The 11,885-nt window shown below is 57.9% G+C and carries 10 protein-coding genes and 1 tRNA gene; 5 read left to right on the top strand and 6 right to left on the bottom strand.

Annotation, left to right across the window (positions count from 1 at the left end):
- The first annotated feature begins 26 nt into the window (after positions 1–26).
- Entirely contained in the window at positions 27–563 is a 537-nt protein-coding gene (locus tag Pan181_RS11365) for a hypothetical protein (protein WP_145246923.1), read from the top strand.
- A gap of 894 nt (positions 564–1,457) precedes the next feature.
- Positions 1,458–3,230, top strand: a complete 1,773-nt coding sequence (locus Pan181_RS11360) for a right-handed parallel beta-helix repeat-containing protein (protein WP_145246922.1) — start codon at positions 1,458–1,460, stop codon at positions 3,228–3,230.
- A gap of 17 nt (positions 3,231–3,247) precedes the next feature.
- Here Pan181_RS11360 and Pan181_RS11355 read toward each other — a convergent pair whose 3' ends face one another.
- Positions 3,248–3,976, bottom strand: a complete 729-nt coding sequence (locus Pan181_RS11355) for a (5-formylfuran-3-yl)methyl phosphate synthase (protein WP_145246921.1) — start codon at positions 3,974–3,976, stop codon at positions 3,248–3,250.
- Between the two features lie 342 nt (positions 3,977–4,318).
- Between Pan181_RS11355 and Pan181_RS11350 the strand changes: the two genes are divergently transcribed.
- Positions 4,319–6,028 (top strand): sodium:proton antiporter, encoded by a 1,710-nt coding sequence (locus Pan181_RS11350; protein ID WP_197529173.1) that lies wholly within the window; start codon positions 4,319–4,321, stop codon positions 6,026–6,028.
- A 142-nt stretch (positions 6,029–6,170) separates the two neighbouring features.
- Complete coding sequence (locus tag Pan181_RS11345) at positions 6,171–7,352, top strand: ribonuclease D (RefSeq protein ID WP_145246920.1); 1,182 nt, start codon at positions 6,171–6,173, stop codon at positions 7,350–7,352.
- Between the two features lie 73 nt (positions 7,353–7,425).
- Here the strand turns inward: Pan181_RS11345 and Pan181_RS11340 are convergent, their stop codons facing one another.
- The 5 genes from Pan181_RS11340 to hydA form a co-directional block, all read right to left on the bottom strand.
- Positions 7,426–8,262 carry a DUF6655 family protein gene (locus Pan181_RS11340; protein ID WP_145246919.1) on the bottom strand — a complete coding sequence of 279 codons (837 nt, stop codon included), beginning with the start codon at positions 8,260–8,262 and terminating at the stop codon, positions 7,426–7,428.
- Positions 8,263–8,381: 119 nt separating this feature from the next.
- Positions 8,382–8,687 (bottom strand): MazG nucleotide pyrophosphohydrolase domain-containing protein, encoded by a 306-nt coding sequence (locus tag Pan181_RS11335; protein ID WP_145246918.1) that lies wholly within the window; start codon positions 8,685–8,687, stop codon positions 8,382–8,384.
- A 14-nt stretch (positions 8,688–8,701) separates the two neighbouring features.
- Entirely contained in the window at positions 8,702–8,920 is a 219-nt protein-coding gene (locus Pan181_RS11330) for a hypothetical protein (protein WP_145246917.1), read from the bottom strand.
- 216 nt (positions 8,921–9,136) lie between these two features.
- Complete coding sequence (locus Pan181_RS11325; RefSeq protein WP_145246916.1) at positions 9,137–10,081, bottom strand: aldose 1-epimerase; 945 nt, start codon at positions 10,079–10,081, stop codon at positions 9,137–9,139.
- A gap of 30 nt (positions 10,082–10,111) precedes the next feature.
- Complete coding sequence (gene hydA, locus Pan181_RS11320; protein WP_145246915.1) at positions 10,112–11,500, bottom strand: dihydropyrimidinase; 1,389 nt, start codon at positions 11,498–11,500, stop codon at positions 10,112–10,114.
- Positions 11,501–11,702: 202 nt separating this feature from the next.
- On the opposite strand from hydA, the gene Pan181_RS11315 reads away from it, so the two are divergent.
- Positions 11,703–11,776: transfer RNA gene (locus tag Pan181_RS11315), tRNA-Val, on the top strand.
- The last annotated feature ends 109 nt before the right edge of the window (positions 11,777–11,885 follow it).

Below are 11,885 nucleotides of genomic sequence, written 5' to 3'. Positions count from 1 at the left end.
GAATCCGCGTAGGAAAGACTGGCAACATGGGAAGACTTTTCCGGCCGAGCGATGCAGCTAGCAACTTCGCCTTCGATGGAGTGCTAATGACGCCGAATATCCGCTGCTCATCATTCATGGCTCTTCTGGTGCTGCTAGCAATCTGTTCGCTGACTGGCTGCACGAAGAAAGCTCCGGTCGTGCGACTCAATAGCTCGGCCATGACAACACTCGCCGAGAAGCAGGCGGCCTTGGCTCCTTACCTAACTTGCCAGCTGCCTTGCACCGACCTCGACTTCTCACTCGTCTACCACGACCCCTCCAACGACCGCCTGCCAGGCCCCCTGTACTACGACATCTGTGTGGCCGCCGACATCGCCCCAGATGAGCTAGCCACCTGGACCGCTGGCACCAGTTTGGTTCCGGATGCCGAAGCCGTTAGGGAGTGCTTTGCGTTCTCGACCCTGGCGACCAACTTGTCTGCAACCGTGGAGTGGCAGCTTTACCAATCGGCCGATCGCTCGAAGACCATCCTCTATTCGGCCGACAACGATCTGGTGCTAGCGCGTTGGACTTCCGACTAAGCCAGGGCAGGGGAGAGCAGGGCACGCGTGAGCGTTCTCTTCATAGGTGCATCGTGCGATCGTATTTCTGGCCAGAACGGGAGCAACTCCCTTCCGCCGAGGAACGGTTTCGCAAATGGTTCACTTTTCGCTGGCAATTGGCCACCACTGGTGTTCTAATGAACATGTGTAATTGGTTATCGGCTTTCAGTTATCGGCTGTTGGCTTTTTTGGTGAAAGGAGGCTGCGTTATGTGATGCTTATCCAAAAGTTCGAACGACTAGCAGTGCGCAGGCGATGGTTCGTGTGCGCCCAGGTTCGCTGCTGCGCGGTTGTCAAAGCTGTGGTGGGGCTGGGTCGCTGGAAGCTCCCTCAAAAGACATTCCGCATTCCGAAATCGAACCCCCAACATCCAACCAAAATAGTTTCCCATGGGTGGGAATCTATTTTGGGCACTTTCGAAGGAGGTGTTGATGCAACTTGTTATCCATCAACGACTTGCGATTGATACCCATCGTGAAAATAGATTCCCACTCGATGCGATATTGGAAATGGGAATCTATTCGCAGCCGAAAACCACAGGTTTTGTAGCGTGGGCGAAGATTCAATTTTCCCATCGGTGGGTAAATTGGGAATCTATATGCGCAGCGGTGGGAATCTATTGCGCCCAGCCGAGTAGATTAGCCCCCTAAGGGGAACTGTGGACTTCGACGCACAGAAGGAGAACAGGATAGGTAAGCTGATGATCGGATGCCGAACACCGACTGGCTATCGAGTTACTTTCGTGTCGCCGGTAGGCTGGGGGCGTTGCTTTTCTTGCCGATCGTCCCGGGCGTATACTGACCGCCATGCCTGGCCTGGTGGCGGATCGCCTGCCAGCAATCTCATTCGCCTTTAGCCCCACGTGGTCCTGCCATGTCCCGCCTGCGAAGTGTTCCTAGCGTATTACTACTTAGCCTGACGGCTCTCGTATCGTTCGGCTCCGCCAAGGCAGAGACCACAAAGCTGGTTTCCGAACCGACCGAAGCCGCGCTGCGGGCAGCCCTCGCGGAGGTTCGTCAGATGAGAAGCACCGGCGACACCGCGCCGGTTCGCTTGCAACTCACAGGTGGGGTTTACCAGCTGAGCCAAACCATTGAGCTCAATGGAGAAATTGTCGGCGAGGGACTTACCATCGAGCCAACTCCCGATTGCAAGCACGTAACCATTTCGGGCGCGGAGCAACTCGGCGTGCCGACCAAAGATGCCGATGGCCGCTGGCGTTACCCTTTACCAACCACCTGGCGGGCGAATGGTATCCCGCGAGTGATGCTTGTTGGTCACAAACTGCAAACCGCCGCGCGCACTCCGAACGAAGGTTACTATCGCATCGTCGAATGCCTGCCTGACCGTCGTAGCGGATTTTTGTACGAGGTCAACGATCTTCCGAGCCCGCTGCCTTTAGAAGGACACGTGTGCGACTTGGTACTGCTGCACGACTGGTCGAGTAGCCGGTTGCCGGTGAAGTCGATCGACGCCGAATCGCACGAACTGAAAACCGTGGGGCCGATCGGAGCAGATGCTCCCCACTACGCGATCGACCACTTCGAGAAACAACCGCGTTACTACTTGGAAGGGCATGAAGCGTTTGCCGACCTGCCCGGCGAGTGGTACGTGGATGTCGCTGCGGAAGAACTGGTTGTCGTTGCAGGCGACGATGCCTCGGCTCCGAATGTTGCGCTGCCTGTGGTCGAGCAATTGATCGTTGCTACAGGCACCGACGAGGCTCCTCTAAAGCACTTGGTGATTCAGAACATTCGTTTTACAGGAACACGATTCCCCATGCCCCCGGGGGGAATGGCCTGCGTGCAGGCGGCGAACCTGCAGGCTCGCGACGCGAATGGCGACATGATTCACCAAGGCCGGCAAGGGCTTTCCTCCGCAGTTCACGTGGAGGTTGCCGAGCAGGCGATCGTTCGCGACTGCGAGTTCGTTGGTCTTGGCAACTGTGGACTTTGGCTCGGCAGTCGCACGACGGACTGTCGCATCGAGCAGTGCAAGTTCGACGACATTGGTGGCAACGCCCTGAACCTGGGCGAGGATAGTTCGCGCAGCGTGAACGGCCAGGCCTGGTGGCAGGCGGCTCCCGCCGAGGTGGCTACCAACAACGTGGTGACCAAATGCACGATCAGCCATTGTGGACAATTGCTCCCCGGTGCGGTCGCCATCTGGGGTGGATTCCTTAAGCAGCTCCAGATTTCGGATAATGAAATCAGCGACTGTCCCTACACGGGCATTTCGCTCGGGTGGATGTGGAACCCGACACCGACCCCAGCTGGTAACAATCGGATTGCCAACAATCATATCGTGCGGGTGATGCAGACCCTGAGCGACGGAGGGGGCATCTACACTTTGGGACTCCAGCCGAACAGTGTGATCGAAGGTAACGTGATCGAAGACGTTCCACTGAACCTGGGACGCGCCGAATCGAATGGCATGTTCCTCGACGAAGGAACGACCGGCTGGACGATCCGCCAGAACACCTTCCGCGGCATCGCCCGCTCGCCGTTGCGGTTCCATCGAGCAGGCGAGAACTTCGTGAGCGAAAACACCTGGCAACTGGCCACGCCGGATACGCCGCCGGTGCGGTTCAACTCAACCCCGGAGACCAACATTACGATTGAAAATAATCGAGTGATCGACAACTAGTCGTTCCGCAACCTAGGCTAACGCGAGTCGCTGAGGGGTTCGTACGCGAGGAACTTCTTGAGTTCCTCCACGCGTTCCGCACAGAGCGGCGAGGTGCGATCGTCCGTTAAGCACGCAGCGCCACGCACAGCAACGATGTCGGCACCTGCCGCGATTACGGTCGGCAGGTGCTCGAAACGCAAGCTGCCTGCAGCGACGAACTCGAGCCCCGACTGGTGCGCGCGGCGAACCAGCTCGGTCAGCTCGCTAGTCGTGTAATGGTGCACCAGCGAGCGGCCCGACTTGTAGTAGGTATCGATCAACATGCTGGAACAGCCGGCTGTTAAAGCGGCCGAGAGCAATTCGTCGAACGAAGGGGCATCGCACAATAGCCAATCCGCGTAATGGACGGCCACCGGCTCGACTCCGGCTGGCAACGATTCGCACAAGCTTAGCCAGCGATCGCGCCACTCGGGCTGCCATTTGCCCCCCGGCGCGGTGCCAGCCAGACCGACTTTCACGCGCGCGACGCCAGCGAATTGCTGAGGCTCCAACGCGGCAGTGTCGTTCCATTTGACGAGTTCACCGAGAGCGATGCTCACGGGCCGTTCTCCTGCAATGGCTTGCACAGCGGTGCAAATCGCATCGGCATCGGCCATGCCTAACGAACCGCGAGCGGGTTGCTTGATATCGATCCAATCAGCTCCAGCAGTCATCGCCTGCCGAGCTTCTCGATCATTCACCACACTCACAAGTAGCAATGGCATTTGAATTGCTTACCCGAGAACTTAAGGTAGGTACTCTGCGAGCTCTGGCAGGTTTGCCGTGTTAATCGCCGCACCGGCCATTCTAGCAGAACACCATTAAAAGGCCACTTGAAAGGTTTGTGCCGATTCTATCAAATCATGACCGTCCGTGTGACTCCCTTAGGTGAGATAGATTCCATCGCAGTTGGTCGTGGGTGTACTACCCTTTGTAGACTGCGGGGCAGGCAGTTGACGTATTCGCTTCGAAAGGCGAGATGCGTCTGATGCTCCGTACAGCCATCCACAGTTCAGTGCCAATCCAATTGGGACATTCGCCAAAACGGTTGCGGAGTCACTTAAGCTATGTCTGCTACTGCCTCGCCGGTTGCCCCTATGTCGCATGCTTCGAGTAACAGCTCCGGGGGCGGAGTTGTCGCTGCTATTGCAGCTACCGTCCTCGCCTATGTCGTATCCCTGAGCTTGGGGCTGCCCCAATATGGAACTCAGTTGATCGTCGATCACCTGCACCATGGCGAAGCCCATGGAGCAGAGGGAGCCGATGGTCACGCGACGGAGTCGGTCGATCCGCACGCCAGCGAATCGCCGGAAGTGCATGAGCATGCCACCGAAACTCCAGCTGCCGAGGCCCCGGGCGAAGCCCATGCGGCCACCGCACCGCCGTTCTGGACGGTGCTGCCGTTTATCATGATTCTGGCGGCCATTGCCGTGTTCCCGTTGATTCCAGCAATTGAGCACTGGTGGGAAGAGAACATCAACCGCTTTAAAGTAGCCGCATCGCTCGGCGTAGTGACCTTGCTGTACTACTTGTTCATGCATGCTCACCCCGTCGATGGACACTGGCCTTACCATTATGTCGCTCAGCCGAATGCCGTGGGGGCCAACTGGTCCATGGCCGGAGCCATTATCGGCAACGCCCTGATCAGCGAGTTCATCCCATTCATTGTGCTGCTATTCAGCCTGTATACCATTAGCGGCGGCATTCGCATCGGTGGCGACTTGCGAGCCAACCCGATGACCAACGCCAGCTTCATGGCCGCCGGTGGTCTGTTGGCCAGCTTTATCGGTACCACTGGTGCGGCGATGCTACTAATCCGTCCGCTATTGGAAACCAATGCCGAACGTAAGCACGTCGTGCATACGGTGGTGTTTTTCATCTTTATCGTTTGCAACTGCGGTGGCTGCTTACTGCCGATCGGCGATCCTCCCCTCTTCTTGGGTTACCTGGAAGGGGTTAGCTTTACCTGGACGTTGTTCGCCCTCTGGAAGCCGTGGCTCATTACCAATGGTATCCTGATTGGCATGTACCTGCTGCTCGACGAGTTTGCCTACTACCGTCGGGAGACCGTGGCCGACATCTATCGCGACATCACCCACACCACCAAGCTTCGCTTCGAAGGCCTGGCGCTCAACTTGCCGTTGCTGTTCGGCGTGGTGCTGGCCGTTGCGTTGCTTGATCCCACCAAAACCCTTCCAGGCACCAACATCCATCCTTGGATGTTCTCTCGCGAAGTCGCTCAATTGGCCTTGGTCGGCCTGGCGCTTTGGCTGGGCTCCACGGACATTCGCCGGCGCAACAGCTTCAACTACCACGCGATTGTCGAAGTCGCCGCGCTGTTCTGCGGCATCTTCATCTGCATGCAACCCGCGCTGCAGATCCTCGGGCAATACGGCGGTGAGCTTGGCACCCTGATCGGTGCTGCCGACGGTCAATTGACTCCACTGCACTACTATTTCATCACTGGTGGCCTGTCGAGCGTGCTCGACAACGCTCCGACCTATCTGGTGTTCTTCAAAACTGCCGAAGCCGCTCCTGGCGGGCACGGGCACTTTGTGGCTGGCACCAACGTGGAGTACCAGACTCTGGTCGCCATCAGCTTGGGTGCGGTGTTCATGGGTGCCATGACCTACATTGGCAACGGCCCCAACTTCATGGTACGTGCTATTGCCGAAAAAGCGGGCGTAAGAATGCCCAGCTTTTTCGGGTACGTGGGCTATAGTGTCGTATTCTTGCTCCCGGTCCTGGTGTTTATTGCCTGGTTCGAGCTGATGTAACGGTTATTCCGGCTGCATCGGAAGAAACACCAGCTGAGTGTGCTTCGCCGCAGGGCTGTGATTCGCTCTCCCCAGGCGCGGGCCAAATACGCTACAATAGAGCTTTTAAAACCTTGCCCCGCCTCGTTTTGCAGTCACCGTCGTGGATTACCAGAGGATCAACACTAAGGCCGAACTCGCCGAGCTCTGTGAACAAATTGCCGACTCCAAGCTAGTTGGCTTTGACACCGAGTTCGTGTCGGAGGATACCTTTCGCCCCGAGCTTTGCCTGGTACAGGTAGTTACCGAACATGGCATGGCCATCGTGGATCCTCAAAAAGTCCCCGATATGGAACCCTTTTGGCTAGCCCTAGCCGATGGCGACCATGTGACGATTGCCCACGCGGCCCGCGAAGAAATCAACTTCTCGCTGAACGCCATCGGGCGTCCTCCAGCAAACCTGTTCGATACTCAGCTCGCTGCAGCGTTCTGTTCGCACGAATACCCGGCCGCCTACGCGTCGGTGGTCACTCGCATACTCAATCAGAAGGCCCAGAAGGGCGAGCAGCGCACCGACTGGCGGCGTCGCCCCCTGACCGAGGCCCAACTCGACTACGCCCTCGAGGACGTTCGCTACCTGTTCGAACTGTACGAACGGATCAAGCTGAAAGTCGAGAAGCTGGGCCGCACCGCTTGGCTCGATGAAGAAACCGCCGCGTTTATCGAAGAAGTCACGACCGCTCGCACCCGTCAACGGTGGAAACGGGTTTCGGGCATCGGCAACCTGCCTCCTCGCAGCCTGGCGATCGTACGCGAACTCTGGCTCTGGCGTCAGGAAGAAGCCGAGAAACGCAACATCCCTCCCCGGCGAGTCCTGCGAGACGACTTGCTGGTGGAATTGGCCAAACGCAAAAGCTCTACGCCCGACAAGATTAAAGCTGTCCGCGGCATGAATTACCGCCCGGTAAAGAACTCCATCGAGGAGATTGCCGAGTGCGTCGAACGCGGCCTCAACGCCTCGCTCGACGACTTAAAGCCTCCTCGCGGGCGGGCGATGCCTCCTCAACTGCAACTGCTGGGACAGGTGCTCTCACCGGCAATTACCAGCGTGTGCCGCCGATCGAGCCTGGCCACGAGCCTGGCCTGCACTGCGAGCGACATTCGAGACCTGGTAGCTTACCGCCTGGGCTTTGGCAACGCCGCAGATGGCGAGCAACCGATTCTCGCCAAAGGCTGGCGAGCAAAGCTGATTGGTTCGTTGATCGACGACGTGCTGCACGGTCGCAAAAGCATCCGGATCGAAGACCCCAATAGCGAGCATCCGCTCGACTTTGTGGACTGCTGAGTCGCAGCGAATCCTTTGCTGAGGCTGAAATCGTAGCCAGGTAGCATTAAAGAACCGCGGGTCTCTCGGCAATTTACTTGCCACCCCCGCCGGGTTGATTGGCGACTTCCGCTGCCGGGCCTTCAGCCACCGGTTCTTCCTCAAACAACAGCGGCGACGCAAACGAAGCCTGCTGACCTAGTTCGAACGACTCCCCCTCGTCTCCGCGGTCGCCCATCACCAGGGCTCCCTTAATATCCCGCCCGGCGAAGTTGGTTCCGTCGTAGATCGTTCCCTTCTGGAACGGTCCTGCGCCCATCACCCACAGGTTGCGGGCTGAGCTTTCGCTCATCGCCATGCCGCTCTGCCAGACAGGCATGCCGGATTCACGGTGATAAGCAAACACCGCCAGTTTCACGAGACCACGTTGGTCCTGACGCTTGGCGACTGCCACCTCCGGAATGGCCGAAGGCATCGTCCCGTCGAGAGCTAGAATATCGGGAATCTGAATCGCCGGAATACCGAACATCAGATCGTGGCTATCGGTTCCCACCGCCCCAGCGCGAGCTTCCACCACAAAATCAGCGTCGGTGCGATGCTCGCTGATCGTGCACCCGCTCGCGAGCAGATGCTGACGAATACTGCTCGACATGTACTGCCGATCCACTGCCGAGCCCAATGCTGCGTCATCCAGATACACACTCTGCCCAGCTAGCACCCGAAAGTTTAGCTGCGTCACCGCCCGATCAATCGCATCGGAAATCAGTAGCTGCTCAGTCGCAGTGCGAGAAGTCGAGGTGGTTCGCGTAGTGCCACAACCAACCAAACTGCAGAGCAGGACGCCGAGCACCAAGCAGCACCGCTGGGCATTGCTGGAGGTCCAACAATACCGCGGGCAAGGTTCGCTAGGGGAAGCGTCGGCGGTGAACATGGCGGGAGGGCAGGGGGAGGGTTTTCGAAAGCCAGCGGGAGTATAGCAATGTTCCCAGCCAGCAAAAGACCAGATCGGCGATGCTAGCACCGCCAGAAACGGTTCCCTGCAAACTCAGATTATGGCTTTTCTGCATCGTCGCAGGTGCAAACCAGATTGCTGCAGCCAGGACAGCCGCTACCGTATTTCTCGCGCACCGCTTCGCTCAGATCGACTCCCACCACATTCGCGATGGTGGTGAGCCATGCTAGCACGTCGGCAAACTCTTCCTTCTGCTCCTGGTGAGTTCCCTCACGCAAGGCCGATGCCAGTTCGCCTACTTCTTCCATCAACCACATGAAGGTGCCATCGACGCCGCGGGCGACATCCTTCTCTCCGTACATCTCTTTGATGAGATTCTGAAAGTCCGCAATCGTAGGCGACATGCACTTCTCTCTTGCTATCGCCAATGAATCGAAATGCCAGCTAGCTTCGCCCGATCGATAAGATAGACCTTGCCGGTCTCAAGATCGCGAAGCCCACGCATGTCGTTCACTGGGTCATCCAAACGTTCCATGTGGGTAAAACCCAAAAGCAAACGGCAAAATTGATCGCGATCGACCAATTGGCAGTCTTGCGAAGCGAACTTCTGCATTCGGCGAGTTAGTAGCGGTATCATCAACAGGTCTCACGAGATCCTTAAGGAGACGATGAGTACCCCTTCAAATTAACCGATTGGCGGATAGCGCCCACCCCCAGGGCGTTCGGAATTCCCGCTTGCGCGACGTAAGTTATTCTCAGCCCAACGGTTATGGCATTCTTGCGGTCTAGTGAAAATGTGCATAACCTGTTCGCAAGAAACGCCTTGAAGCCATCGGCTAACCGCACAAGACGGCTATTCCTCGGCTCTCAGCACTACCTTGGTCGCTGCCTTTTCACCAGGCTTCAGAACATGAAGCCCTGTGGAAATTCCCATTTTCTCGAGCCGGAACGGGTCGGGCACGCAGGTGTAGGGCTCGATGCAGACCGCCTGACGGTCGCCCGGCGTGTAAACCACCGCCACGGGGTACTCGCTGGCCTCGTACTCCTGCACCACCCGGCGGCCGCTCATGGGATCGGCTACCACGGTTTGTACCATTCCTTGCTCCACCGCATTGGCGTACACAGTATCGAACTTCCGCTCGCCTAGCTTCAGCCCCCCCGAGAAGGTTATGTCCTCTGCAAGTTTGGTCTGCTCACCGGTCGGAAGCATGTCGACCATCGGCCATTCACGATCGAGCGGGGCGGTGAGCAGGGTGTCGGCCGTGGCCGAACCGCTGGCCATCGGCAACCGCAAGTAAGCATGCGTACCAAATCCCCAGGGCAGGGGACCTTCGCCGGAGTTTGCAAACTCGGCCTCGAACCGAAGCTCGTTGCCAACCAGTTCGTAGCTCGCTACTACCGTGAAGTCGCTGGGCCAGTGCTCAAGAATCGTAGGATCGACCTCGGCCGCATGAAACTCGCCGACCACCTTGGTATCGGTCTGCTCGATGACTTTCCACGGGCGATTGAATACGAATCCATGCAACGCATGCGGGCGGGCGGGATCATGATCGAGTACGTAGTCGCGTCCCTCGTAGCTGTACTGCGAGTGACCGATGCGTCCTGGAAATGGAAACAGCAGGGGAATGCCGCTGCCGCTCGGGCGGCGATCGCCGGCGGCGAAACCATCCTCGGCCCACAACAGATCCTGCGGACCATCGGCAAACTGAACCGTCCACTCATAACAATTGAATCCCAGATCGATCAGGATCGAAGCCGAGTTCCCCGTAGCCGCATCGCGCAGTGTGACAGTCTTCATGACAGTTTCAATCGTAGTTAGTGGTGAATATTAATGAATCGTCGAGGGAAGCGTGCGTGCCAGGAACTCGCCCCGACCGGCTTCGCCTTCAAAGACACCGTCGCGTACTTGCACCTCGCCACGCACGGTGACCAGGCTCGGGCGGCCTTCAATCTCCCAACCTTCGTGGGGATTATAATCGGCCGCCATCTGCTGATTGGCCACGGTGATGTGCCCTTGATACGTGGGGTCGTAAACCACCAAGTCGGCATCGGCTCCCAAGGCGATCGTCCCCTTGCGAGGGAACAACCCAAAACGCTTCGCAGCCTGAGTACTAGCGGCGTCGACGAAGCGATGTAGGTCGATACGACCTCGCTTCACGCCGTAGGTGTAGAGCAAGTTGACGCGATCTTCGATCGAAGGCAATCCGTTCGGTATCTTGGTGAAGTCGCCACGGCCCATCTCTTTTTGTGCGGAAAAATCGAATGGTGCGTGATCGGTAGCAACCGTGCTGACGACGCCCGAAGCCAGTGCATTCCATAGGTAGTCCTGATGTTCGCGACTCCGAATCGGTGGCGACATCACGAACTTCGCCCCTTCGAAATCACCTTGCTCGGCGTACGTGTTGTCGAGCGTCAGATAGGGAATCACGGTCTCTAACATCACGTCAACACCGCGCGCCCGGGCGGCCATGGCAGCTTCGATCGCAGGTTGGTTGCTCGTATGCACCACGTAGACCGAAGCACCGGTAGCCTCGGCAAACGACATCAGGTGATGGACGCCTTCGGCCTCCACTTGCACAGGCCGCGAAGGCTCGTGCCATTCAGGGCCCGTCTTGCCCTCGGCAAGCAGCAGCTGCTGCCGCTCGGCGATCAGGGTTTCGTTTTCGCAGTGGGCGGTGACCACCACCCCAAGCTCCTTAGCCAGTTTCAGCGTGCGGAACAATTCGGTGTCGTTCACACCAAAGAAGTCTTTGTAGGCCAAGAACACCTTGAAACTGGTGATTCCGCGGTCGACGATCGTTCGCAGCTTGGCTTCTGTGGTATCGTCGAAGCGGGTGACTCCCATGTGGAAGGTATAGTCGCACGACGAAATGCCCTCGGCCTTGCTCATCCACAAGTCGAAGGCCTCAAGCGGATCCTCCTGCCGGCTCGGGCAGCACATTTCGATCAGCGTGGTGGTTCCCCCCACCAACGCCGCCCGGCTGGCCGAGTCGTAATCGTCCTTGGCAAAGGTACCCATGAACTCCATATAGATATGGACATGCGGATCGATGAATCCGGGAAACACGAACTGTCCCGTGGCGTCGAACACCTCGTCGCCGGCCGGCGCGGTCAGGTCGTGCCCGATGGCGGCAATTTTGCCCTCGTCGCACAGGATATCAGCCACATAGTCGTCGGTCGCCGTCACAATACGGCCATTTTTGATCAGCAATGCCATGATCGAAGATTCCTAGCTCAGGCAGAAAGAAATCGGTGATTCCCCGGTTATACCGCACCACCCACCGCAGCCGAACTCCCCCCACGGTTCCCCCAATAACCAAGCCCGCATTGACACACCAAACCCCAAGCGGCTACCATTCCACATTCGAGTCAGCACCGAACCCATCCCCGAGCGGAAGTGTCGGTACTGGTAAGAATCCGGGCGATTAGCTCAGTTGGCTAGAGCGCCACGTTTACACCGTGGATGTCGGGGGTTCGAGTCCCTCATCGCCCACTCTAAAAAGAGCCGAGAAAACCAGCTACTTTTTCACCTTCCGGCGTTCGGAAGCGCGGCGTTTCCTAAGGTCACAAAACGGTACATACCGTTTTGGCGACCCACAACA

It is taken from the genome of Aeoliella mucimassa (genome assembly GCF_007748035.1).
Lineage (GTDB): Bacteria > Planctomycetota > Planctomycetia > Pirellulales > Lacipirellulaceae > Aeoliella > Aeoliella mucimassa.
Note: the sequence above shows the minus strand (reverse complement) of the source record. Positions and strands in the feature narration are given on the sequence as shown.

What these genes read in the sequence shown, in the direction of transcription:
- Pan181_RS11365 (WP_145246923.1), top strand. Translation starts at nt 27, where the DNA reads ATGGGAAGACTTTTCCGGCCGAGCGATGCAGCTAGCAACTTCGCCTTC.
- Pan181_RS11360 (WP_145246922.1), top strand. Translation starts at nt 1,458, where the DNA reads ATGTCCCGCCTGCGAAGTGTTCCTAGCGTATTACTACTTAGCCTGACG.
- Pan181_RS11355 (WP_145246921.1), bottom strand. Translation starts at nt 3,976, where the DNA reads ATGCCATTGCTACTTGTGAGTGTGGTGAATGATCGAGAAGCTCGGCAG.
- Pan181_RS11350 (WP_197529173.1), top strand. Translation starts at nt 4,319, where the DNA reads ATGTCTGCTACTGCCTCGCCGGTTGCCCCTATGTCGCATGCTTCGAGT.
- Pan181_RS11340 (WP_145246919.1), bottom strand. Translation starts at nt 8,262, where the DNA reads ATGTTCACCGCCGACGCTTCCCCTAGCGAACCTTGCCCGCGGTATTGT.
- Pan181_RS11335 (WP_145246918.1), bottom strand. Translation starts at nt 8,687, where the DNA reads ATGTCGCCTACGATTGCGGACTTTCAGAATCTCATCAAAGAGATGTAC.
- Pan181_RS11330 (WP_145246917.1), bottom strand. Translation starts at nt 8,920, where the DNA reads ATGATACCGCTACTAACTCGCCGAATGCAGAAGTTCGCTTCGCAAGAC.
- Pan181_RS11325 (WP_145246916.1), bottom strand. Translation starts at nt 10,081, where the DNA reads ATGAAGACTGTCACACTGCGCGATGCGGCTACGGGGAACTCGGCTTCG.
- hydA (WP_145246915.1), bottom strand. Translation starts at nt 11,500, where the DNA reads ATGGCATTGCTGATCAAAAATGGCCGTATTGTGACGGCGACCGACGAC.